Here is a 20855-nt window from a genome sequence, read left to right on the forward strand (position 1 = left end):
TAGTTTTACTGAATGGGTTTAAATCCACTGCTTGGAGGTCTGTAGTTGGAGCCACCACCCTGCGATGGATAACTCGGTACCTGATTGCCCTTGGAATACATACACTGCTGATAAGCGATGTTGTATTGCGCCTGAGCCTGATTTTGTTTACCTGAAGAATTCATGGCGCCCATAGCTGCGCCACCGAGCAAGCCAATACCAGCACCAGTACCGATGTTCTGACTACTGCCCCCCTGAATTACAGCACCCGCTGCAGCGCCGAGTGCAGCGCCGATCGCTGTACTGGTTGCACCTTCTTTTAAGGCGGCATTGCTAGTATCTTTAATTGCATTTGCAGCAAACTCACGGCATTGCTGATCTTCTTGCTGGAACACATCAAATGGCTTGCCTTCACGCGGCATGATCGCGATGGTTGGGCCAGTTGGCGCGGAGACACAAGCAGCCAAAGAGGCTAAAGTGCTCATGATGGCCAAAGTCAGTACGGCACGTTTCATATTCAATCCTTCAATCGGGGCAATGAGTTAATTAATTAGTTTTGTCTCTGCTGTCTGGTAGGCGCACTGCCAGATGGCGGCATTGCTGGCTGAGTCTGCCAACCTGATGAACAACTTTGTACGTATGGGAAATATTGCCCACTCGCTTCACAGTAATACCAAACTGGAGCTTGGGGCTGAGAAGCTAGGACCATAGGCTGCTGAGGGGCTGCATAACTCACTACGGGTGGCGCTGCGTAAACCACGGGCGGCGCATAGTAAGCACCAGCATAAGGATAGCCATAGCCAGGACCGTAATATCCGCCACGCCAGCCTGGGCCCCATCCACCACCATATCCTGGACCGTATGCTGCTGGACGCCAACCGCCACCATAGCCACCATAGCCACCATGGCCACCCCCAACGGAGACTGCCCAACCGACATTACCTGCTTGAGCCGGTAGTGGTGCAAGCGCTAATAATCCCGCTACCGTGAGGAGCGCTAGCATCACTTTAGAGATACTGAATGGGTATTGCAGTTGAGCTGTTTTCATAGTGGAACCCTTTAATTGGTCGCCTCCTACTTCCTTTAACGCTTCATCCAAACCTAGGCTGACAGGAATTGGGCTTTTATTGAGATATTTATTACTTTGCCGTATTCACTACTACTCTAATTTTGCGCCTGATTTGTAAATAACCCTACCCCATTTATTTGTCTCGGATTGAATCAGCTTATTGAGCTCTTGAGGGCTTCCGGGCGCTGGTTCCAGACCACTGGCGCGAAGCTTGTTTTTAACGTCGGATTGATTAAGAGTTTGGCGAGTCAGAGCATTTAAATGCTTTTGCAGTGCTGGGGCTAAATTTGCTGGCGCCATGAGAGAAAACCACGATGTGGCCTCAAATCCTGGCAAACCTTGCTCTGCCATGGTCGGAATCTCTGGGGCTGCTGGTGAGCGTTTTAAGGTCGTTACCGCTAAAGCCTGAACCTCTCCCGCCTTAATTAAAGGTAATGATGAAGATAGGTTGTCAAACAGCATAGAAATACGTCCGCTGAGGAGATCGGGCAAGGATTGGGCTCTGCCTTTGTAAGGAATGTGACGAATCTGCACACCAGTCATTTCTTTAAAGAGTTCGCCAGACATGTGCAATGAAGTGCCGACACCAGAGGAGCCAAAAGTAAGCTCATTGGGTTTGGCCTTGGCGAGCTCAATCAGTTCATGAAGATTATTGACGCCTAGCTTCTTGTTCACCACCAATACATTGGGCGTGCTCGCCAAAAAACTAATGGGTGTGAAATCATTGATCGGATGAAAAGATAACTTGTCGTAGAGAGCGCCGTTGATTGCATGGATACCAACAGTGCCGATCAGGAGAGTGTAGCCATCTGGCTCGCTCTTTGCCACTAGGTCAGCGCCAATATTGCCACCGTAGCCGGGACGATTTTCTACCAGCACGGTTACACCTAAACTTTTTTGCCAACTCTCAGCCAGTACACGTGCCAAAATATCAGGCGCTCCACCGGGCGTAAAGGTCACTACAATTTTGATGGTCTGTTTTGGCCAAGCAGTATCGGTTTTGATTGTTTGGGCTTTGGCAAGGCCAGTAAGGCCTAAGCAAAAAAGCAGAACTAGAAGATACTTCACGGAAGCCGACTTAAAAACCAAAACGCGTACGCAACCAAATCCATCCCTCATATTTAACGGGATCGTCAGCACAAGGACCAATGCCGCATTCCAACAGAGTGGAAGCTAGGTTAGCAAAGACTAGAACAATAAATAGAATGATTAATGTATTGGCAAACAGTGAACGCGAGCGCACTTCTCGGTTGGGTAGCATCAATAAAATCGCCAGCCCTGCAATGAGGCCGAGGTAAGCCACAAAAGCCCAGGTGTAAAAGTGCAGCTCTAAAAAGGTGGCGCCAAATCCTTTATCTCCTGGCAACACATGCAAGAGCACTTGGCGTAATGAAACCATCATACCTACTAAGCCACCGATAATGCCCCAGCCGTAGTGAGCAGAATGCGCTCCACAACGAATATTGAGTACCAGTGCAAAGCCGATAATCGCAAAACCCATACGCTGCATAAGACAGAGTGGGCATGGTAATTCACCAAAATACAGTTGATCGACAAAGGCATAAGACAACATCCCAATAATCGCAGCCAAAGCCAGCTGATTACCAAGACCTGCCAAAGATAGAAAAGATTGCTTACTCATCTTCTTTAGAAATTGAGATTGAGGTGACTGTTGGCATGAATGCGAAACCAGAACATCAAAATGCTGACGGTGATAGCAAGTACAAAGAGGCCTGCCAGACGTTTCTCAAACCATACAAGGACAAGACCGATAAAGGCTGTCAGGAAAGGTAGAAACATATACATGAATGAATTCTATCGCAGGTCGATGCAGACTTAAAAACAAGCGTCTTAAAGGGTCTTTTGTATAAAATGAGACTATGAAATCCACCCCACCTTGCATTGACCTAAAGCTGGATGGGTCTATTGCTCGAATTACCTTCAATAATCCTGCTGCACGTAATGCCTTAACGTGGCCTATGTATGAAGAACTCCAGCGTATTTGCAATGCGATAGCGAATACGCCAGAGATTAGGGTAGCTATTTTTAGAGGTGCCGGTGATAAAGCTTTTGTGTCAGGCAGCGACATACAGCAATTTGTAGATCTCCAAAAAGATGAGGCCTATGAAGTTGCAGTGGATGCTATTTTTCAGGCTCTCCAACATTTGCCGATTCCGACAATTGCACTCATCGAAGGATTGGCGGTGGGTAGCGGGCTACTGATTGCTACCGCATGTGATTTCAGAATATCGACTGATGATGCGCGCTTTGGTATTCCAGTCGCCAAGACTTTAGGTAACTGCCTATCGCCTAGCAATCTATCTTGGATCGCTTCTCACTTAGGCGTCACAATAGTAAAGCGCATGTTACTGACTGCAGAACTCATTAAGGCACCCGAGTTACATAACTCAGGCTACCTTTATCAAACCACTACCCCTGATGCCATTACAGAAGCAACTGAGATCTTGGCTAGTAAATTAGCGGCACTCGCACCAATTACACAAAAGGCGAGCAAAGTCACTTTGGCACGCTTGATGGAAAGCAACTTACCGGATTGCACTGAACTCATGAGAGAGACGTACAACAGCGTCGACTTCAAAGAAGGAGTGAATGCCTTCCTTGAAGGACGCCCGCCTCAGTGGCTTGGTAAGTAAAGATTGGCGACGAGTCACCTTATCGGTGACCGCCTAATTTAGGATTTCGAGTTTAAGAAATCCACTACCGTCTGCACAAAAACATCTGGCACTTCAATATGGGGTATGTGTCCGACATTATCCAAAGGCACTAACTTGGCATTCGGAATCACCTGCGCCGCTTTACGACCTAGCTCAGGATAATTACCCAAGGACTTCACCGCTTCAGGCGGAGCAAAGCGGCGACCAAATACCGTTCTATCTTTCTGGCCAATCACTAGTAGTACCGGCATCTTCAGTTGAGGCAAGTCGCCCACTACAGGCTTTTCAGCAATCATCTGATAAGTTAATACTGAGGTCTTTGCATAGGCTGGGTAGTCAGGTCCTTTTTGAATCCTGACATATACCTCCACAAACTGCTCAAAGCTTGGCTGCCATACTGGAAAATACGATTGCAAGAAACGGCGGTAACTGGTTTCTGTTTGCGCCATCTCCAACTTCAGTAAGTTGTCATTCGTTTGTGGCGGAATGTCTTTACTGTAGTCCTCAAGACCCAATGGATTTTCCAAGATCATTTTCTGGACAGTTTTAGGATAAAGGCGGGCAAACCGAATGCCCACCATGCCACCCATCGAATTGGCGATTACTGAAGTCTTGTTGACTCCGAGTGATTTCAATAGGGCTTGCGTGTTCTGGGCAAGATCATCAAAGTGATATGCGACATCTGGTTTGGAAGATTTGCCAAAGCCAATCTGATCAGGAGCAATGACTCGATAGCCTGCCGTAGTCAATCCTTTAATCGTAGGTGCCCAATAATCACTTGAGAAATTCTTCCCATGAAACAAAACCACTACACCCTTCTGCGCACCCACTGCAGGCACATCCATATAAACCATGGTGGCAGACTGGCCTTGAAGAGAGGTTTTAAATTCTTTAGTGGGATAAGGATAGGGCCAAGCACTGAGGCGTAAATCTAAAGGACTTGCATTGGCATAGCGACTGGGTGGTGGCGTTTCCACTTTGGGCTGATCAACCGATGTACAAGCCGAGAGGAAGACTCCACCGACGCACATCACCAAAGCAATTCCCAGTGTCTTTATTTTCATCTCTATCCCTTTGTCTCTTTGAACTGTTTAAACTTTTTATACGATCTTAATTTTCAGAGGACTTAAACCTTCAACTGATCCTTCAAGTACATCACCTTTTTTTACAGGGCCCACACCCGCAGGTGTGCCAGACATAATCAAATCACCTGGCTCCAGCGTAAATAAAGTAGAGAGGTAGGCAATGGTGTCTGGAATATTCCAGATCAGTTGGTTTAAGTCACCCTCTTGGCGCACTTCACCATTCACTAAGAGCTTGACTGTGCCTTTAGTTGGATGACCAAACTGAGTGGCTGGTGTCAGCGCCGCACATGGTGCGGATTGATCAAATGCCTTACCGGTATCCCAAGGGCGGCCCATTTTTTTAGCCTCTCCTTGCAAGTCACGACGAGTCATATCCAATCCAATTCCGTAACCATAGACATGCTCTAGCGCTTTATCCGCAGAAATGTTGGCGCCACCCTTACCAATAGCAACGACCATCTCAATCTCATGATGCACATCATTTGATAGGTTTGGATATTGCATATCTTTACCGTCAGCAACAATCGAATTAGCCGGCTTCATAAAAAAGAATGGTGGCTCACGATCAGGGTCATGACCCATCTCACGGGCATGATCAGCATAGTTACGTCCAACACAATAGATACGATTCACAGCAAAACGGCGGGTATCCCCCACTACGGGTAGTGATGGAACAATGGGTGGATCAATAACGTATGTGGTGCTCATGAATGGCCTTTGTGATGAATGTCTAATTTTTTGATCATTCTGATCTGAATAAATGATGATATTACTTGAATCAATGTCATTGCTGCCCCTTACTGCACCTTACTGCGGAGCTTGAGCACGAGGATGCTCAGAGCCAAAGCAAAGGTCAAGGCGTTAGCCAGAATCAAAGGCCACTTTTCAATAATGAGTCCATAAACAAGCCACAAGCCTACCCCAGCAATAAATAGGCTATACATTCCCACTGAGATCCCAGAAAGATCTCGGGTACGCCAGGATTGAATAGCCTGAGGCAGGAAGGCAATCGTGGTTAAAAATGCAGCGCAGTAACCAATGATCTCAATCTGATGTGGCAGTAAATTCACGCGCTTACGGCTTCTTGTTCAGACTTGATTTACGCGCTTCGATTTCTTTGTTGATGGCTGCTAAGGTTTTTGCGTCAGGAGTCTTCCAGTTACCACCCGCCTTATTGACCATATAAGCCACTGCCTCTGAGAATCCCTCTACCGTGAGATTGGGGTTACCGCCCTTAGCAGGCATTCCTCTCACACCAACATATCCGTGTGCAGTGAGGGTAACCTGACCTTCTGCAATCAATGGAGCCCACTGGGCTTTATCACCAAACTTGGGGGCCTTTAGAACGCCAGCACCATGGCAGCCTGCGCAGACTTGCTTATAAGTATTTTCACCGGGCTCGGCAAAGGCAGCTAATGGGGAGAGGAAGCAAGTAACAAGAATTAAGGGGCGAAGGAGCGATTTCATGGGTAGCTTCTCTGAGATAAGTGGGTATGACTGATAATTTATCTCATTTTCAGACGGCGCACTTATTTGAGCTCGCGCTACTTATAACCAACCCGCAATCTGCCGTTTTAGCCCGATCGACTTATAGCCCGGACTAGCGCTGGAAAGAACCCGAATTTTCCGAATCAGTTTTGCGAAATCGGGATTCAGACTAAGGTCCTTGTTCATCGCAAGAAAGAAGATTTCGTCTTTCAGTTGAATAAAATCCAGACCATTCTCCAAGGCAATACTTTTTACCCCCATGCCTACATCCGCTTTTTTTGCCAATATAGCCGTAGCAATTGCGGAGTGGGTGAACTCTTCGTTCTCGTAGCCCTTAATGCCATGTGCATCAATACCCTCGTTGTTTAGAATCGTGTCGAGTAGTAAGCGTGTGCCAGATCCCTTCTGGCGATTGATGAAACGCACTTTGGGTTTCATTAAATCTTTAGCTGAAATAATATTGAGAGGATTTCCCCTGGCTACTAAAAAACCTTGCACACGCTTCATCACGGGAAATATTTGCATACCCTCTTTTTGTAGCCGCTTCGAAATAATCAAAGAGCTTTGTGAATCTGAAACGTGGTATCCGGCAATATCGACTTCGTAATTCAGCAGACGCTCCAAGGCCTCACCTGACCCAGCGGTAATGAGTTCGAAGCCACCAATACTTAAAACCGCTTTTTGAATCATCGGATCACTGCTACTAGCAAAGCGCCATTGTTTTTTTGCCTTCACCCTGAATTGAGCAAAACCCTCCTCTAGGTGCGAGAGACTGGATTGTCCCAATCGCATGGTTTTTTGGTCAAAGTCTTCGGTAAATTGAATCAAGTATCTTGCGTATTCTGACAATTGAGAGCCATGCCCCCTTACGCGATCCATCAACTTAAACCCCAAGGCCAGTTCTACATCGTTGAGTTTTTGCCAAACATTTCTATAAGAAAGCCCCATCTTTTTACAGGCAGACATCAGCGTTTTGCCGTGATCAATGTCCTTTAATAAGGCAGTCAACCACACCAAATCCACTACAGCTGGATCTTTAGCATTCTTATTTCCAAAAACGAGGGTTGGCCGGATCTGAATTCTCATATGTAATTTTTTGCATATTGATGTTTTGTAATATGTCAAATCTTAACCGAACCTAACAAATGGAGCTCTATTTAAATGACATTTTCATTCAACCGATTATTAGCAAGCGCCATTGCTGCACTGCTGCTTGTAGGCAACTCAGCTTACGCGCAAGAGAAAAGCATTGTTGTCTCATCCACCACCTCAACAGAGCAATCTGGTCTTTTTGGCTTCATCTTGCCAATCTTCAAGATGAAGAGCGGGATTGATGTCAAAGTAGTTGCTGTTGGAACTGGACAAGCTCTAGACATTGGACGTCGGGGCGATGCAGATGTGGTGTTTGTTCATGACAAACCTGCTGAAGAAAAGTTTGTTACCGAGGGCTTTGCTACAAAACGTATTGAAGTGATGTACAACGACTTCGTCTTGATTGGGCCTAAATCAGATCCAGCCAAAATTGGTGGCGGCAAGGACATTAAAGTGGCATTTCAAAAGATCGCTACAGCGCAGGCACCATTTGTATCCCGTGGTGACAAGAGCGGTACACATGCAGCTGAATTACGTTATTGGAAAGATGCTGCCATCACAGTGGCTCCTAGCGCCTGGTACAAAGAAACCGGCTCAGGTATGGGTCCAGCATTAAATACGGCTTCAGCAATGAATGGCTATATCTTAGCTGATCGCGCTACTTGGCTTTCATTTAAGAACCGTGGCGATTTAACAATCCTAGTTCAAGGTGACCCAAAGCTATTTAATCAATATGGCGTGATGTTGGTAAGCCCAACTAAATTCCCACATGTGAAAAAAGCTGAAGGCCAAGAATTCATTGACTGGATTACTTCTAAAAATGGTCAAGACGTGATTGCCAGCTATCAAATTGGTGGCGAACAACTCTTCTTCCCGAACGCCAAGAAATAATGCATATGAAATATCCACATCTATTCACTAGTACCCTACTCACCACTTTGCTATTGGGACTTGGAATGCAAACATCGATAGCGCAATCCACTCCGCCAAAAGTAGAAGCTACTTATGGTCAAGGTGCTAAGAGCTTTAAATTAGCCACTGGTAGCCCTGGTGAGTTGGGTTTACTACAGCAACTTGGTGAGGCCTTTGATAAAAAAGAAGGTGCGCGCTTGGTGTGGATTAAGGCAGGAAGCGGCGCCTCCCTCAATTTGCTGAAAACAAAGCAAGTTGACATGATCATGGTGCATGCACCAGATGGGGTTAACAAGGCAATTGCTGAAGGATGGGCAACTGGTAGAACGCTGATTGGATCTAATGAGTTTTATATAGTGGGCCCCAAAGCCGATAAGGCCAAGATCCAATCTGCAAGTAGTGGTGCAGATGCTTATACAAAGATTGCGAAGACCCAAGCCAACTTTATTTCTCGAGGTGATAAATCGGGTACGCACCAAAAAGAAATGGATATTTGGAAAAAAGCGGGGGTCGTGCCAGAGGGTAATTGGTATATCGTGACTAATGACTTTATGACGGCATCACTCAAAAGAGCGAATGCAGATAAGGCGTATTTCATGACAGATAGCAGCACTTGGGTGGCAGAGAAAAATATCGCTCCTGAGTTGCAGATTCTGTATAGAGGCGACCCTTACTTAGTCAATACCTATGATGCTTTAGTAGCACCTGTAGGTGCAACTGAAAATCGCGATATTGCTGCTAAGTTCATTCAGTTTGTAGCATCTGATGAAGGTCAGGCCATCATTCGCAATTATGGAAAATCTCAGTACAAAGAAGCCCTCTACAATGATGCCGTCTACGCCAAACAATACGTCCAATAGGAGAAATCATGGAACTTAAAGTCAAACTCAGCGCACGCAATACTCTTAGCGGAAAAGTAGTTGAACTCAAAATGGGTCAAACTACCTCCCACGTTAAATTAGATATCGGTGCTGGCCATATTGTCACCGCGTCCATTACCAATGAGGCAGTTGACGAGTTAAATCTCAAGGTTGGAGATCAGGCTTGGGCGGTCATTAAAGCCTCTGATGTCATGATTGCTAAAGACGCTTAAGTGATTAGCTGGTATGCAAAAGGCCCGCAATGCGGGCCTTTTTTAGGACATCAGCACTAAGTCATGCTGAATACATTATTGAATGCTTACTTCTTCGGTGTTACAAAGCCAATTGCTGTGTCGTCAACGAACTCAACCAATACGTCATCACCAGCCTTGAATTTCTCAAGACCTAAAACGCTTGGATCCACTTTCACTTTTTGCTTCTCGCCTGATGGCAATGTGAATGTCACAACACGGGTTTTTGCATCGATCGTAGTAATTTTGACGGTTGCATAAACAGTATCCGTAGTCTCTTCAAATGGCTTAGCTGAACCTTTGCCAGCGATCACAACAGAACGAACGCCTGAAACACCGGGTTTTGCATCTTTAGGGGCAGCAACTAAACCAACCGCAATCGCTTGAGCGTGCTCAACTACAAACAGATCACCCTTCTTCACTTTATCCAAATCATTGACTTGCTTGGATACGTTCATTTGAGCTAAGTTACCGTTAGCGTCCTTAAGAACTACGATGCGCTTCTTTACATCGACTGAATCAACAGTAGCAGTCAATACAACTGCTTCGGCTGCCAAAGGCAACATTTTTGCTGGTGCCTGAGCAAATACTGAGCCTACAACAACTAAACCGAGTGAGGCAACTAATGTAGCTAGTAAAGATTTCTTCAAAATAACTCCTAGATAAATGTTTTTGAGGGGGCAAGGCCAGGCAAAGCTTCTCATTCATTCTAACCATGAAATGAGTAAATTTTAAGTCTTAGAGCTAATATTTAAACCTTAAATAGAAGCAATTTGCTACATTAGAAGCCTTTATGACTCATTCGCAGATCCCTATCGTTATCCTGATTAAAGCTTGGCAAGATGCCAGGCTAGATGCTTACTCCGTTCGAAAGCGAGTCTTTATCGATGAACAAGGCGTTCCAGAAGAGATGGAGATAGATGAATTCGATCTCAATGCGAAGCATGCACTTGCCTATGCAGACTCAGAATGCAACGGTACAGCTCGCCTTGTTACCCTAACTGGGAGTGTTGGAAGCATTGGAAGAATTGGACGTATGGCGGTATTACCAAAGCATCGAGGGCACGGCGTTGGTAAACAACTACTGGGAGCTTTACTAAAAGCATGTCAATCTCAGGGTATTAAACAAATAGAGCTTCACGCCCAAGTAACAGTGATCTCGTTTTACGAGCAATTTGGATTTATTGCCCAAGGTGATGTGTATGACGAAGCAGGCATCCCACATCGCGATATGATTCTACGTATCTAACAGCATTGAAATGATCATGACTCAGACTAATCATCCACCTTTCCTTTTTCGCGTTTGCTATTCTGATACCGATGCAGCAGGCTTTGTGTATCACGCCCGCTATCTAGAGATCTTTGAGCGCAGTCGCTCAGAATGGCTTCAGCAAAGAGGTTTAAGCCCAACAAAATTGATAAATGAGTTTGGCATTCTTCTGCCTGTTCGAGAACTCACGATGAACTTTCATAGGCCAGGACGCTTGGATGATCTTTTAAGCATTGATCAGGTCATTGAACATCGTGGTCGCACTCAAATTGCAGTCAAGCAAACTGCGCAGCGAATTGTTGTAGGTAGCGAGCCAGAGCTGATTGTCAGCGCCGTTCTTCATATTGTTTGCGTTGATACCACCTCCCTTAAGCCCAAGGGCCTTCCCGATTGGCTGTTTGCAGCCGATCAATAAGATCTCAATTGAGGAGCATGTATGCAAGATGGAAAATTACTGAGTTTTGTGAAAGGCCTCGCGACATTACTGGAGACCAATCCGAATGAAGAGATCATTTTCTCCAAAGGTAAAAAACTCTTAGAAAACTTAATCCAGTCTGATGACTGGCTGCCAGAGGAATTTTGTAAACCACATCCACAGTATTACCAGCAATACTTGCTGTACGCAGATCCATTAGATCGCTTTTCAGTAGTGAGCTTTGTATGGGGTCCTGGTCAAAAGACACCGCTGCATAACCATACCGTCTGGGGAATGATTGGCCAGTTACGCGGGCAAGAACGTAGTGCCGACTATTACCGCCAGTCTGATGGCAGTTATCAAGCGGATAAGTCTTTTATTTGCGAGCCAGGTCAAGTGGCCACTGTATCCCCTAATACACATGACATCCATGTAGTCGAGAACGCATTGAGTGACCAAACTTCCATCAGCATCCATGTTTATGGTGGAAACATTGGCCGTATCGAACGCGCTGTGTTTGATCCCGTTACAGGTTCAGAGAAATTATTTATCTCGGGATATGCCAATTCTGTAACACCAAACCTTTGGAATGCTGTCAGATAGCTTAAAATAGCGATTCTTTCTGCAAACACTGCAAGTGTGGCAGCTCACCCCATTGGCCGGGATAGTCGTTTAATTGAATACGGGCCAATATTTAATTGGCTCCTATGTTATTTACAGATCTTGGTTTATCAGAACCCATTCTTCGCGCGATTAGCGAAGAAGGTTATACCAGCCCTACCCCCATTCAAGCAAAATCGATCCCCGCTGTATTAAAGGGTGGTGATTTACTAGCCGCTGCTCAAACCGGTACCGGTAAAACTGCCGGCTTTACCCTACCGATTCTGCAGCGCTTAAGCAGTACAGCTCAGACTGGTGGCAAGCGTCAATTACGTGTCTTGATTTTGACCCCCACCCGCGAACTCGCTGCGCAGGTTCAAGAATCCGTCGTGACTTATGGCAAATATACTGGCCTTAAATCGACTGTTATTTTTGGTGGGGTCGGCGCTAATCCCCAAATTAAAGCCATTGCTGCAGGGCTTGATATCTTGGTAGCAACACCAGGTCGCCTGCTTGACCTCATGTCGCAGAACTGCGTCTCACTCGCTCATATTGAAATTCTGGTTCTGGATGAAGCAGATCGCATGTTGGATATGGGCTTCTTGCGGGATATTAAAAAGATCCTTGCAGCATTGCCAAAACAACGACAGAACCTCCTATTTTCAGCGACCTTCTCTACTGAGATTAAAGCCTTAGCGGATGGCTTACTGAATTCACCAGCATTAATTGAAGTAGCACGAAGTAATAGCACCAATGATGCTATTGCCCAACTCATTCACCCGGTCGATAGAAACCAGAAACATCCTTTATTAGCACATCTGATTAAATCAAATCAGTGGCAGCAGGTCCTCGTATTTACTCGCACAAAACATGGCGCGAATAAATTAGTGACTCAGCTTGAAAAAGATGGCATCACCGCTATGGCGATTCATGGCAATAAGAGTCAAAGTGCTCGCACCAAAGCTTTAGCAGAATTTAAGGATGGCAAAATCACTGTTCTAGTAGCTACTGATATTGCTGCGCGCGGTATTGACATTGATCAACTACCCCACGTTGTGAACTACGATCTACCAAACGTCTCTGAGGATTATGTTCACCGCATTGGTAGAACTGGTAGAGCTGGCTCAAACGGAGTTGCGGTTTCTTTAGTCTGCGTTGACGAGCATGAGATGCTTCGAGATATTGAAAAACTCATCAAGCAAAAGCTACCGCAAGAGGTCATTGCTGGATTTGAGCCAGATCCAAACGCTGTAGCACAACCAATTCAATTGAGAAGTCAGCAACACCAGCAATCCAGAAAACCTCGACCGGGAAATGCTGGCGGTGGCAATGGTAAGGGCGGAGCAAAGCCTGCAGCCAAACGCAGTAGCCCGCCCAAACGCAGCTTTAATCGATAAATGTAGAGTTTGAGATGGGCTGCATCGAAAAGCCCGCTCTCAATCTAGCTTTAGATTAAATATGCTAGAAAAGTCGAGCTGCCCATTGCCGGCTTTACTGTGGACTTCGTAGAGTCTACGGGATAACTCTCCAAGCGGAACGCTCGCATCTAAATCATTTGCATTCTCAGTGGCTAAGCTTAGGTCTTTCAGCATCAGATCTACGCCAAAGCCACCCGCATAGCCTTTTGAGGATGGCACGTTCTCCATTACTCCAGGACAAGGGTTGTAGAGCTCTAATGCCCAGTTACGCCCAGAGCTCTTAGACATGATGTCGGAGAGTACCTTCGGGTCCATGCCATTAGCAATGCCTAGGCGCAATGCCTCACTTGTGCCGAGCATTTGGATGCCTAAGAGCATGTTGTTGCAGACCTTCACGGTTTGGCCACTACCGCTGGCACCTGCATGAAAGATATTCTTACCCATCTTCTCTAGCAATGGTCGAGCTCGGTCAACATCAACGCCATCTCCACCCACCATAAAGGTTAAGGTCGCAGCCTGCGCACCGGCCGTTCCTCCGGATACGGGCGCATCAATCATGGCAAAGCCCTTGGCTTTTGCTTGGGCAGCCACCGCCTGCGATACCTTGGGAGAAATCGTGGAGCAGTCGATTAATAAGGTCTTGGGATTAGCCGCAGCAAGCAAGCCAGAATCGCCCAAGTACAAAGCCTCGATATGTCGTGAGGCCGGTAGCATGCTGATGATCACATCTGCATCAGTAACCACGTCAGACGCACTGAGTGCAGGTACTCCTCCGCCAGCCTTAAACGCATCTAGTTGAGTTTGAACGAGATCAAATCCGTGGACCTGGTGACCTGCTTTAACTAAATTGAGGGCCATCGGCAGACCCATATTACCCAAACCTAAAAATGCGACTTTCATATACGCCTCGTATGCAATAGTAAGTTTCTAATCTCTCACTATAGCTTGCTACTACACTAGCTTGATCAATTTTTGGAGAATGAAATGACTATTAAGGTAATTGGTCTTATTCAGCTAAATGATCTTGAGGCATTTGAGGAGTACCGGTCGCAAGTAGAAGATACAGTGAGCCTCTATCAGGGCAAGATCCTCTCTCGTGGATCGTTTAATACATTTTTATGGAATGAATTGCAATGTGATTCCTTTAGCGCCTTTGTAGAACTGGAGTTCCCAGATCTAGAGCATTCAGAATCCTGGGCCAATAGCCCTGAGTATCAAAACTTACTAGCGATTCGCAGTAAAGCGATGAAGCTCACTTTATTTTCTGTAAGCCTATAAAAAATAAAGCCCGGCTCCTTATGGGGGCCAGGCTGAATTCAATTTTAGTTAAGAAGAGTTACTTCTTAGCTTCCATAGCTTCTTTGGTAGCAGTAATTTCTTTACGACGCTCTTTGCATGCACCAGCAATTTCTTGCAAAGCTTTACGGGCACGAGCAGCGGATGCCTTGACACCCTTTTCAATAAACTTTTCGTTTTCTGCTTTGTAAGTTTCAAATGCAGCCAACAATGTATCGTGTTGTGACATCCTGTCTCCTAGATCTTTAATAAAAGTTTGAGTACTAAGCTCGGAAATAGTATATCCCCATAAAAAGCAGGGAATTACAGGTCTAGCCCTAGGGATAACTCTTATATTGCCCAAATCCACCAAAATAAGAAAAATACCCTATTTATGGCCTATCGCCTTAAATAGGCAAGCCGACGCTTTCGGGGCGCTTTTAGTCCAATATCGTAAGTGAGAATTAGATATTTCATTAGATGAATGCCTAAATTAACCACCCCAATCAATCCAGAAAAGAATGATGTCCATCAAAAATCAAGACTATGCATTTGTACGCAATAAGCTCCTTAAAAAAGAGGAGATTGCACTACTAGATGTTCGCGAAGAAGATCCTCATGCACAAGAACATCCTTTATTTGCTGCCAATCTTCCCCTATCACGGATTGAGGTGGACGCACTCAGTAAACTCCCTCGAAAAGATGTACCAATTGTCACGCTAGATGATGGCGAAGGGCTGGCGCAATTAGCAGCGGAAAGACTCTCCAAGCTTGGCTATGTAGATGTTTCAGTATTTAAAGGCGGCGTTACAGCATGGAAAGCTGATGGTGGAGAGGTGTTTAAAGACGTGAATGTTCCAAGCAAATCTTTTGGTGAATTTGTGGAGTCTAAGCGGCATACTCCCTCCCTATCAGCGCAGGAAGTAAAAAAGTTAATTGATGATAAGGAAGATGTGGTGGTGGTAGATGTACGTCGCTTTGATGAATATCAAACCATGAGTATTCCTACAGGCATTAGCGTCCCTGGTGCCGAGTTAGTTTTACGCCTGCCAGAATTAGCACCCAATCCTAAGACCAAGATCATCGTCAATTGCGCAGGAAGAACGCGCAGTATCATCGGCACGCAATCACTCATCAATGCCGGCATCCCAAATGAAGTCAATGCATTACGTAATGGCACCATTGGCTGGACCTTAGCCGGTCAGGAACTAGATAAAGGTCAAAGTCGTAAATTCATAGAGGTAAGCGAAAGTACTGCCGCCACAGCTGCTGAGCGTGCACTTAGCGTTGCTGATCGGGCCGGGGTAAAGCGAGTGAAGCTCGCTGATATCGAGCAATGGAAGTCTCAGGCTGAACGCACCACGTATTTTTTTGATCCAAGAACCCCTGAAGAATATGAAGCCGGTCACCTACCTGGATTTCGGTCAACACCAGGCGGGCAATTAGTTCAAGAAACCGAAATGGTAGCACCTGTTCGTGGTGCACGCATCGTGCTATCTGATCCGGTCAGTGTAAGAGCAAATATGCCAGCTTCGTGGCTTGCGCAGATGGCTTGGGATGTCTATGTGATTGATGACATCAAAGCAGGCGATCTGACGGAGAAAGGAGTCTGGATTGCACCTCAACCACAAACACCGCCTATTCAGATGGTGGATGCGAATACGGCTTCATCTTGGTTAAAAGAGGTTGCCAAGACAATTTGCATCGATCTGAGCACCCACGCTAATTATGTCAAAGGCCACATTCCTGGTAGTTGGTTTGCACTACGCTCTCAATTTGCGAGCGCCTTGAAGAATCTTCCTGCAGGAAATCGCTATGTACTCACTAGCACTACGGGTGATTTAGCCGTATTTGCTGCTCAAGAAATTCAAGCGCTCATTCAATCTCTCACTCAGGCGCAAGTATTCGTATTGACTGGAGGCAATACAGCATGGATCAAGGCTGGCCTTGATATTGAAAAAGGCGCTACGCATTTAGCATCACCCCCAATGGATCGCTACAAGCGGCCATACGAGGGCACAAGCGTGGATCCCGCAGCGATGCAGGCCTACCTAGATTGGGAATTTGGTTTAGTCGAGCAGCTTGGTAAAGACGGAACTCATCACTTCTGGGTTCTATGAAAATAGTGAATTGCAAAATGATCGCTCTACTGCTATTGGCTTTAGGGCTCTCAGCCTGTGGGCGAGAAACTTACACTACCTGGTCGTGTACAGATAGTGCCGGGAATAAATCTCCGATGATTCTGAAAAAAGCGCAGATGCAGTTTCAGGATCGTCAATACGAATACTGTGGAAGCCTTGGTTCACTGAGTTACTTTGATCTGAAATGTCCAAACCGAACACAGGACTCTAGCAATATTTTTACGACCAGCTCAGGCAAACTTGTCAGCAATACAAATGAATTTCAGTGCAATGAACTCTAAAGACCAAAATCCCCTCAGCCCCAAAAAGCTACTACTAACTAAATGGACGGCTGTGAAACCGTTACATAAGCGTAAGCACTTTTTAGTGAGCAAGGTCATTCTTCCGGAGTTGGCTGAGCAGGCGATTGAGTTCGTGGAGCTAGAGGCCGTCTTTGATCAGCATTCTCAAGTTATTCCTTGGCGTGAACTAAAAGATTCTGGGATCTGGCTTCAAGGCTGGATATAAAAAGCCACCCAATCAGGGTGGCCGCCAATCTAGCCTAGTGTCTGGCTATTTAGAGGTCTTCTTTGAATCCGAAGATTTTCTCAGATGCTCATCGATATTTTTCTCAGCCGCATCAGCAACTTGATTCACAATTTTACGACCCTCTTTAAACATCTTTTGCCCAGCAGTTGACATGTCATGAACCACCTTAGATAACTTGTCAGCATGTCCTGGCAATTTACCTTCAACATCCTCCAGCCAGGTCACCAAAGAGCTGCGAACTTTCTCTAAATGCTTTTCAGTTCCATCAGCCGCCTCATCGCCAATATCCTTAAGAACAGATTTCACTTTCTTTTGATAAACAGTCGCGCGTTTTGCGGCCTCCTTGGCAGCCAGATCCTGAAGCTCTTTGAGCTTAGCAAGATCATTTTTAGCGGCAGACTTAGCGCTCTCCATCGCATTTTTCATCCCCCACTGAATCTCTTCAAGGTGGTGGGCACTGAGATCTTTGGCGGCATCCAATAATTTATGGGAATAGGCAAATAGCTCCTTCGCCTTTTCTTGTTGCCAAGCTTGAATATCCTTGTGGTCCATTGCATCTCTCCTTGAGTTAAATAAACATTCTGATCAATTAAAAAGCACACTTCCACTCTATACCCAAATCAGATTCTTGCCAATTCCCCACTGTCTTAGCATTAAAATTAGGGTATGAGTGAGAGAAAAAACCCATATGAAATGATTGGTGGTACAGCGAAGATTGAGGAGCTGGTAGATCGTTTCTACGATTTAATGGCGCTAGAAGAACACTTCGAAGCCTTGAGAACCATTCACCCCCAAGACCTATCAAGCTCCCGAGAAAAGCTCAAACTCTTTTTATCAGGCTGGCTAGGCGGTCCAGATATCTACTCCCCTAAGCATGGTCATCCGATGCTACGAGCTAGGCATCTACCCTTCAAGATTGGCATCAAAGAACGCAACCAATGGCTAGCTTGCATGTATCGCGCGATGGAAGACTGCGGAATTGATAAACAAATTGGCGCCCAGTTAGAAGAGTCTTTTTTTAATACTGCCGACTGGATGAGAAACCAGCCAAACTAAGCAGTCTATTGATGTGTCAGGAACTCTTTAGCGCTTGGGCGCAAACAAAACCACTGGCCCAAGCCCACTGGAAGTTATGGCCCCCGAGATGCCCCGTGACATCAACACACTCACCAATGAAATACAAGCCCGGATGATTGCGGGCCATCATGGTTTGACCATCAAGCTCTTTGGTATCGACACCGCCCAACATCACCTCAGCTTTTTTCCAACCCAGCGTTCCAGCTGGCTTTACTGACCAATTGGTAATGAGCTCTTTGAGTGAATGGCGATCCTTTTTAGAAACCTCTGCCCATTTTTTACCTAGAAGGTTTTTCTGCTCAGCAAATGCTTTTGCTAGGCGTAGTGGCATTACTGAAGCTAAAATATTTTCTGTTAACTTAAGGCGGTTATCCTCGTGATTAAATAATTCATCGCAAGTAAATTGGCCATGAGCCTCTGCTGCACCCAACCAATCAACATGAATTTCCTCACCTTCGGCCCAGTAACTGCTGGCCTGTAAAACTGCAGGTCCGGAGAGGCCTTTATGCGTTAAGAGCAGATCCTCGTTAAAGCGACATGCTCCATAACGCTTTCCCTTGGAGCCTGCTGCAATTCGCACCGGCAAGCTTAGGCCAGACAATTCAATCAGGTTATCAAACTCACCAGACGTGAATGAGAGCGGCACCAGTGCGGGACGCGGATCAACAATCTTCAATCCGAATTGCTTTGCGATATCTAGGGAATATGCCGTTGCACCAATTGCAGGGACTGGTAAACCACCTGTTGCCATAACTAATGATCTAGCTCGTTCTTCACCAGCATTGGTTTTGACAATCCATTCCCCTGCTACATTTGAAATCGACTGCGCTGTAACTGGATAGCGAATATCAACATGCCCTTTAGTGCATTCAGAAAGCAACATCTCGATAATTTGCTTTGCTGACTCATCGCAAAATAACTGACCCTGATGTTTCTCGTGATACGCAATACGATAAGACTGCACTAGCCTGATAAATTCCTTTGCGGGATAGCGCGCTAAGGCGCTTTTTGCAAAATGGGGATTTAGGGATAAAAAATTAGCTGGGCTGCTATGCACATTGGTGAAGTTACATCTACCCCCGCCACTAATCCGAATTTTCTCGCACAAGACATCAGCATGGTCGAGTACCAAGACCTTCTTACCTAGCTGACCAGCAACACCAGCACAAAAGAGTCCAGCAGCTCCACCGCCAATGATGATGGCATCCCATACCTTACTCATATTATGCCCCTGTCTTACTTAAAACGCTCAATGACTTCAGGTGCCATCTTCAGTTTTTGCATATGTAAACGGGTATAGGCTTGACGGAAATTTTTTGTCATAGAAATCATGACGGATGCAGTCCAAGCAAAAGAAAACATCCCTGAAAAAGCAATAATGATTGCCAGCATCTTCCAGCCACTTGGCAGGAGATCATCCATAAAACCCATTGCTGTATAGGTGCTGCCACTGAATAAGATACTCTCACCCAAATTTGGCAGAAGATTGAATACTCGGAGTGAGATTCCCCAGAGAATGATCTCAAAGATATGGGTCAGAAATAAACACAACACGCTGACATAAAACACGAAAGCCACGGAAGAGTATTTATGCTCTGACAAATATAGAAATGACTTCACTTCATAGCGCTTTGCAATTTGGAGCAAAGCAAACCCATGCACCAACATGACAATGAGCAGCATGGCGATGCCAAACAAGTAGGCCGGTAAATCTAGCTCGGAAGTAAGGGTAAGGGTATTAGTAATGGACATGATCTTTAACGAGCTATTTTACAGTTCTTATGGTTCATCTTAGGCTAATTGATACCAGTCGCGAATGACTGCCCAAGCCTCCTCAGCAGTCTCAACAAAATGGAGTAGCTCCATATCCGCCTGATCTATTACTCCATGGTCCAGCATCTGCTTGAAATTGATCACTTCTTGCCAGAATGATTTCCCTACCAGAATGATTGGAAAACGCTCGACCTTTTTTGTTTGCATTAAGGTAAGTACCTCGAAAAGCTCATCAAAGGAACCAAAGCCGCCTGGGTAGGCCACAATTGCTCTTGCCCTCAGCATGAAATGCATTTTGCGAATAGCGAAGTAATGAAAGCGAAAACTTAAACCTGGGGTAAGGTAAGGATTGGGATGCTGCTCTCTTGGCAGGCTGATATTAAAACCAATGGCTTTATCCCCAGATTCAAATGCACCACGATTAGCGGCTTCCATTATTCCGGGGCCACCACCAGTGGCGATATATAACTTATTGCGATCTTCTGATTGACTCGCGTTATAGCCCGCAACAATTGCTCCGAATTCTCTAGCAGAGTCATAGTACTTGCAGTGCAGTAAAGCCCGTTTAGCCTCCGCTTGTGCTTCTGGTGTTTTAGCGCTCTTCTCTAGTTCCTGAGCTGTTTGGCAACTTACAAAACGGGTTGAACCAAATACGGTAATCGTGTGCTCAACACCATGTTCATGCAATAAGATCTCTGGCTTGAGTAACTCGAGCTGAAAGCGTAGACCTAGAGTTTCACGGCGCGCCAAAAAGGTTGGATCATCAAATGCGAATCTATAAGAATCATCGGAACCACTTTCTGCTAACTGGCTTTTCTGAAGCTTTAAAAAATCAGTAATAGTTTGGGAGTTATTTACAGGGAGTCTTGGACTCATATTTGCACCTTTATTTCAACCTTTAAAAATGGCATATCGTCAGTTCAGTAGACAGGCAAGCCCTAGGATAC

30 protein-coding genes are annotated in these 20855 nt (G+C 45.7%); 13 read left to right on the forward strand and 17 right to left on the reverse strand.

All coding sequences use genetic code 11. The features are described from left to right. Nucleotides 1-5: 5 nt before the first annotated feature. From C2758_RS06230 to C2758_RS06250, 5 genes are all read right to left on the reverse strand, one after another. Nucleotides 6-494 (reverse strand): glycine zipper family protein, encoded by a 489-nt coding sequence (locus C2758_RS06230; RefSeq protein WP_215327415.1) that lies wholly within the window; start codon nucleotides 492-494, stop codon nucleotides 6-8. Between the two features lie 35 nt (nucleotides 495-529). Then, nucleotides 530-1027, reverse strand: coding sequence for a hypothetical protein (locus C2758_RS06235; RefSeq protein WP_215327416.1), 498 nt, complete (start codon nucleotides 1025-1027; stop codon nucleotides 530-532). Between the two features lie 111 nt (nucleotides 1028-1138). Next, on the reverse strand, nucleotides 1139-2188 hold the full coding sequence (locus C2758_RS06240) for a tripartite tricarboxylate transporter substrate binding protein (protein WP_251369147.1): 1050 nt from the start codon (nucleotides 2186-2188) through the stop codon (nucleotides 1139-1141). Beyond that, on the reverse strand, nucleotides 2127-2690 hold the full coding sequence (locus C2758_RS06245) for a disulfide bond formation protein B (protein ID WP_215327417.1): 564 nt from the start codon (nucleotides 2688-2690) through the stop codon (nucleotides 2127-2129). Before C2758_RS06245 ends, C2758_RS06240 begins: the two co-directional genes overlap by 62 nt. Before the next feature lie 5 nt (nucleotides 2691-2695). After that, nucleotides 2696-2854 carry a DUF5993 family protein gene (locus C2758_RS06250; protein WP_215327418.1) on the reverse strand — a complete coding sequence of 53 codons (159 nt, stop codon included), beginning with the start codon at nucleotides 2852-2854 and terminating at the stop codon, nucleotides 2696-2698. A gap of 74 nt (nucleotides 2855-2928) precedes the next feature. Here C2758_RS06250 and C2758_RS06255 point away from each other — a divergent pair, with 74 nt between their 5' ends. Further along, complete coding sequence (locus C2758_RS06255) at nucleotides 2929-3702, forward strand: enoyl-CoA hydratase/isomerase family protein (protein ID WP_215327419.1); 774 nt, start codon at nucleotides 2929-2931, stop codon at nucleotides 3700-3702. A 38-nt stretch (nucleotides 3703-3740) separates the two neighbouring features. Here the strand turns inward: C2758_RS06255 and C2758_RS06260 are convergent, their stop codons facing one another. The 5 genes from C2758_RS06260 to C2758_RS06280 all read right to left on the reverse strand — a co-directional run bounded on the left by C2758_RS06260 (nucleotide 3741) and on the right by C2758_RS06280 (nucleotide 7382). Continuing rightward, nucleotides 3741-4787, reverse strand: coding sequence for an alpha/beta fold hydrolase (locus C2758_RS06260; protein ID WP_251369148.1), 1047 nt, complete (start codon nucleotides 4785-4787; stop codon nucleotides 3741-3743). Nucleotides 4788-4823: 36 nt separating this feature from the next. Next, nucleotides 4824-5516, reverse strand: a complete 693-nt coding sequence (locus C2758_RS06265) for a fumarylacetoacetate hydrolase family protein (RefSeq protein ID WP_215327420.1) — start codon at nucleotides 5514-5516, stop codon at nucleotides 4824-4826. An 89-nt stretch (nucleotides 5517-5605) separates the two neighbouring features. Beyond that, the gene (locus C2758_RS06270) at nucleotides 5606-5878 is read right to left on the reverse strand and encodes a SemiSWEET transporter (protein ID WP_215327421.1); all 273 of its coding nucleotides are present in this window, start codon (nucleotides 5876-5878) and stop codon (nucleotides 5606-5608) included. Nucleotides 5879-5882: 4 nt separating this feature from the next. Further along, nucleotides 5883-6275, reverse strand: a complete 393-nt coding sequence (locus C2758_RS06275; RefSeq protein ID WP_215327422.1) for a cytochrome c5 family protein — start codon at nucleotides 6273-6275, stop codon at nucleotides 5883-5885. 81 nt (nucleotides 6276-6356) lie between these two features. Then, a complete protein-coding gene (locus tag C2758_RS06280) occupies nucleotides 6357-7382 on the reverse strand; it encodes a helix-turn-helix transcriptional regulator (protein WP_215327423.1) in 1026 nt (341 codons plus the stop codon). A 75-nt stretch (nucleotides 7383-7457) separates the two neighbouring features. On the opposite strand from C2758_RS06280, the gene C2758_RS06285 reads away from it, so the two are divergent. From C2758_RS06285 to C2758_RS06295, 3 genes are read left to right on the forward strand one after another with little or no spacing between them, the layout of a single operon-like run. Beyond that, nucleotides 7458-8279 (forward strand): substrate-binding domain-containing protein, encoded by an 822-nt coding sequence (locus C2758_RS06285; protein ID WP_215327424.1) that lies wholly within the window; start codon nucleotides 7458-7460, stop codon nucleotides 8277-8279. A 5-nt stretch (nucleotides 8280-8284) separates the two neighbouring features. Beyond that, nucleotides 8285-9160: a substrate-binding domain-containing protein gene (locus C2758_RS06290; RefSeq protein ID WP_215327425.1), complete on the forward strand. Its 876-nt coding sequence runs from the start codon at nucleotides 8285-8287 to the stop codon at nucleotides 9158-9160. Nucleotides 9161-9168: 8 nt separating this feature from the next. Beyond that, entirely contained in the window at nucleotides 9169-9393 is a 225-nt protein-coding gene (locus tag C2758_RS06295; RefSeq protein WP_046330336.1) for a molybdopterin-binding protein, read from the forward strand. 86 nt (nucleotides 9394-9479) lie between these two features. Here C2758_RS06295 and C2758_RS06300 read toward each other — a convergent pair whose 3' ends face one another. Next, nucleotides 9480-10061 carry a hypothetical protein gene (locus tag C2758_RS06300; protein WP_251369149.1) on the reverse strand — a complete coding sequence of 194 codons (582 nt, stop codon included), beginning with the start codon at nucleotides 10059-10061 and terminating at the stop codon, nucleotides 9480-9482. 143 nt (nucleotides 10062-10204) lie between these two features. Between C2758_RS06300 and C2758_RS06305 the strand changes: the two genes are divergently transcribed. The 4 genes from C2758_RS06305 to C2758_RS06320 all read left to right on the forward strand — a co-directional run bounded on the left by C2758_RS06305 (nucleotide 10205) and on the right by C2758_RS06320 (nucleotide 13093). After that, nucleotides 10205-10660, forward strand: coding sequence for a GNAT family N-acetyltransferase (locus tag C2758_RS06305; protein ID WP_215327426.1), 456 nt, complete (start codon nucleotides 10205-10207; stop codon nucleotides 10658-10660). A 16-nt stretch (nucleotides 10661-10676) separates the two neighbouring features. Continuing rightward, on the forward strand, nucleotides 10677-11096 hold the full coding sequence (locus C2758_RS06310) for a YbgC/FadM family acyl-CoA thioesterase (protein WP_215327427.1): 420 nt from the start codon (nucleotides 10677-10679) through the stop codon (nucleotides 11094-11096). A 21-nt stretch (nucleotides 11097-11117) separates the two neighbouring features. Beyond that, nucleotides 11118-11699: a hypothetical protein gene (locus C2758_RS06315; RefSeq protein ID WP_215327428.1), complete on the forward strand. Its 582-nt coding sequence runs from the start codon at nucleotides 11118-11120 to the stop codon at nucleotides 11697-11699. 104 nt (nucleotides 11700-11803) lie between these two features. Beyond that, nucleotides 11804-13093: a DEAD/DEAH box helicase gene (locus tag C2758_RS06320; RefSeq protein WP_215327429.1), complete on the forward strand. Its 1290-nt coding sequence runs from the start codon at nucleotides 11804-11806 to the stop codon at nucleotides 13091-13093. 39 nt (nucleotides 13094-13132) lie between these two features. Here the strand turns inward: C2758_RS06320 and mmsB are convergent, their stop codons facing one another. Then, complete coding sequence (gene mmsB / locus C2758_RS06325) at nucleotides 13133-14014, reverse strand: 3-hydroxyisobutyrate dehydrogenase (RefSeq protein WP_215327430.1); 882 nt, start codon at nucleotides 14012-14014, stop codon at nucleotides 13133-13135. 84 nt (nucleotides 14015-14098) lie between these two features. On the opposite strand from mmsB, the gene C2758_RS06330 reads away from it, so the two are divergent. Continuing rightward, entirely contained in the window at nucleotides 14099-14392 is a 294-nt protein-coding gene (locus C2758_RS06330; RefSeq protein ID WP_215327431.1) for a DUF1330 domain-containing protein, read from the forward strand. Between the two features lie 58 nt (nucleotides 14393-14450). Here the strand turns inward: C2758_RS06330 and C2758_RS06335 are convergent, their stop codons facing one another. After that, nucleotides 14451-14639: a hypothetical protein gene (locus C2758_RS06335; RefSeq protein ID WP_015421310.1), complete on the reverse strand. Its 189-nt coding sequence runs from the start codon at nucleotides 14637-14639 to the stop codon at nucleotides 14451-14453. Between the two features lie 274 nt (nucleotides 14640-14913). Between C2758_RS06335 and C2758_RS06340 the strand changes: the two genes are divergently transcribed. Genes C2758_RS06340 through C2758_RS06350 form a run of 3 tightly spaced genes read left to right on the forward strand, consistent with a single transcriptional unit; the run spans nucleotide 14914 to nucleotide 17037 of the window. Continuing rightward, entirely contained in the window at nucleotides 14914-16509 is a 1596-nt protein-coding gene (locus tag C2758_RS06340) for a rhodanese homology domain-containing protein (protein ID WP_215327432.1), read from the forward strand. A gap of 17 nt (nucleotides 16510-16526) precedes the next feature. Then, nucleotides 16527-16811 carry a hypothetical protein gene (locus C2758_RS06345; RefSeq protein ID WP_215327433.1) on the forward strand — a complete coding sequence of 95 codons (285 nt, stop codon included), beginning with the start codon at nucleotides 16527-16529 and terminating at the stop codon, nucleotides 16809-16811. Continuing rightward, nucleotides 16801-17037 carry a TIGR02450 family Trp-rich protein gene (locus tag C2758_RS06350; RefSeq protein WP_215327434.1) on the forward strand — a complete coding sequence of 79 codons (237 nt, stop codon included), beginning with the start codon at nucleotides 16801-16803 and terminating at the stop codon, nucleotides 17035-17037. Before C2758_RS06345 ends, C2758_RS06350 begins: the two co-directional genes overlap by 11 nt. A 45-nt stretch (nucleotides 17038-17082) precedes the next feature. Here C2758_RS06350 and C2758_RS06355 read toward each other — a convergent pair whose 3' ends face one another. Beyond that, nucleotides 17083-17610, reverse strand: coding sequence for a hypothetical protein (locus C2758_RS06355; protein ID WP_215327435.1), 528 nt, complete (start codon nucleotides 17608-17610; stop codon nucleotides 17083-17085). Nucleotides 17611-17724: 114 nt separating this feature from the next. Here C2758_RS06355 and C2758_RS06360 point away from each other — a divergent pair, with 114 nt between their 5' ends. Continuing rightward, on the forward strand, nucleotides 17725-18114 hold the full coding sequence (locus tag C2758_RS06360; RefSeq protein ID WP_215327436.1) for a group II truncated hemoglobin: 390 nt from the start codon (nucleotides 17725-17727) through the stop codon (nucleotides 18112-18114). Between the two features lie 16 nt (nucleotides 18115-18130). Here C2758_RS06360 and C2758_RS06365 read toward each other — a convergent pair whose 3' ends face one another. The 3 genes from C2758_RS06365 to C2758_RS06375 are packed head-to-tail and all read right to left on the reverse strand — an operon-like array spanning nucleotide 18131 to nucleotide 20784. Further along, nucleotides 18131-19357 carry an aminoacetone oxidase family FAD-binding enzyme gene (locus C2758_RS06365; protein WP_215327437.1) on the reverse strand — a complete coding sequence of 409 codons (1227 nt, stop codon included), beginning with the start codon at nucleotides 19355-19357 and terminating at the stop codon, nucleotides 18131-18133. A 14-nt stretch (nucleotides 19358-19371) separates the two neighbouring features. Then, entirely contained in the window at nucleotides 19372-19887 is a 516-nt protein-coding gene (locus tag C2758_RS06370) for a hypothetical protein (protein WP_215327438.1), read from the reverse strand. A 39-nt stretch (nucleotides 19888-19926) separates the two neighbouring features. After that, a complete protein-coding gene (locus C2758_RS06375; protein WP_215327439.1) occupies nucleotides 19927-20784 on the reverse strand; it encodes an LOG family protein in 858 nt (285 codons plus the stop codon). Between the last annotated feature and the right edge of the window lie 71 nt (nucleotides 20785-20855).

Origin of the sequence: Polynucleobacter sp. AP-Sving-400A-A2 (assembly GCF_018688155.1) — a bacterium.
Lineage (GTDB): Bacteria > Pseudomonadota > Gammaproteobacteria > Burkholderiales > Burkholderiaceae > Polynucleobacter.

Coding starts and splice junctions, on each gene's coding strand:
- C2758_RS06230 (WP_215327415.1), bottom strand. CDS start 494: ATGAAACGTGCCGTACTGACTTTGGCCATCATGAGCACTTTAGCCTCT.
- C2758_RS06235 (WP_215327416.1), bottom strand. CDS start 1,027: ATGAAAACAGCTCAACTGCAATACCCATTCAGTATCTCTAAAGTGATG.
- C2758_RS06245 (WP_215327417.1), bottom strand. CDS start 2,690: ATGAGTAAGCAATCTTTTCTATCTTTGGCAGGTCTTGGTAATCAGCTG.
- C2758_RS06250 (WP_215327418.1), bottom strand. CDS start 2,854: ATGTATATGTTTCTACCTTTCCTGACAGCCTTTATCGGTCTTGTCCTT.
- C2758_RS06255 (WP_215327419.1), top strand. CDS start 2,929: ATGAAATCCACCCCACCTTGCATTGACCTAAAGCTGGATGGGTCTATT.
- C2758_RS06260 (WP_251369148.1), bottom strand. CDS start 4,787: ATGAAAATAAAGACACTGGGAATTGCTTTGGTGATGTGCGTCGGTGGA.
- C2758_RS06265 (WP_215327420.1), bottom strand. CDS start 5,516: ATGAGCACCACATACGTTATTGATCCACCCATTGTTCCATCACTACCC.
- C2758_RS06275 (WP_215327422.1), bottom strand. CDS start 6,275: ATGAAATCGCTCCTTCGCCCCTTAATTCTTGTTACTTGCTTCCTCTCC.
- C2758_RS06280 (WP_215327423.1), bottom strand. CDS start 7,382: ATGAGAATTCAGATCCGGCCAACCCTCGTTTTTGGAAATAAGAATGCT.
- C2758_RS06285 (WP_215327424.1), top strand. CDS start 7,458: ATGACATTTTCATTCAACCGATTATTAGCAAGCGCCATTGCTGCACTG.
- C2758_RS06290 (WP_215327425.1), top strand. CDS start 8,285: ATGAAATATCCACATCTATTCACTAGTACCCTACTCACCACTTTGCTA.
- C2758_RS06295 (WP_046330336.1), top strand. CDS start 9,169: ATGGAACTTAAAGTCAAACTCAGCGCACGCAATACTCTTAGCGGAAAA.
- C2758_RS06305 (WP_215327426.1), top strand. CDS start 10,205: ATGACTCATTCGCAGATCCCTATCGTTATCCTGATTAAAGCTTGGCAA.
- C2758_RS06310 (WP_215327427.1), top strand. CDS start 10,677: ATGACTCAGACTAATCATCCACCTTTCCTTTTTCGCGTTTGCTATTCT.
- C2758_RS06315 (WP_215327428.1), top strand. CDS start 11,118: ATGCAAGATGGAAAATTACTGAGTTTTGTGAAAGGCCTCGCGACATTA.
- C2758_RS06320 (WP_215327429.1), top strand. CDS start 11,804: ATGTTATTTACAGATCTTGGTTTATCAGAACCCATTCTTCGCGCGATT.
- mmsB (WP_215327430.1), bottom strand. CDS start 14,014: ATGAAAGTCGCATTTTTAGGTTTGGGTAATATGGGTCTGCCGATGGCC.
- C2758_RS06330 (WP_215327431.1), top strand. CDS start 14,099: ATGACTATTAAGGTAATTGGTCTTATTCAGCTAAATGATCTTGAGGCA.
- C2758_RS06335 (WP_015421310.1), bottom strand. CDS start 14,639: ATGTCACAACACGATACATTGTTGGCTGCATTTGAAACTTACAAAGCA.
- C2758_RS06340 (WP_215327432.1), top strand. CDS start 14,914: ATGTCCATCAAAAATCAAGACTATGCATTTGTACGCAATAAGCTCCTT.
- C2758_RS06345 (WP_215327433.1), top strand. CDS start 16,527: ATGATCGCTCTACTGCTATTGGCTTTAGGGCTCTCAGCCTGTGGGCGA.
- C2758_RS06350 (WP_215327434.1), top strand. CDS start 16,801: ATGAACTCTAAAGACCAAAATCCCCTCAGCCCCAAAAAGCTACTACTA.
- C2758_RS06355 (WP_215327435.1), bottom strand. CDS start 17,610: ATGGACCACAAGGATATTCAAGCTTGGCAACAAGAAAAGGCGAAGGAG.
- C2758_RS06360 (WP_215327436.1), top strand. CDS start 17,725: ATGAGTGAGAGAAAAAACCCATATGAAATGATTGGTGGTACAGCGAAG.
- C2758_RS06365 (WP_215327437.1), bottom strand. CDS start 19,357: ATGAGTAAGGTATGGGATGCCATCATCATTGGCGGTGGAGCTGCTGGA.
- C2758_RS06370 (WP_215327438.1), bottom strand. CDS start 19,887: ATGTCCATTACTAATACCCTTACCCTTACTTCCGAGCTAGATTTACCG.
- C2758_RS06375 (WP_215327439.1), bottom strand. CDS start 20,784: ATGAGTCCAAGACTCCCTGTAAATAACTCCCAAACTATTACTGATTTT.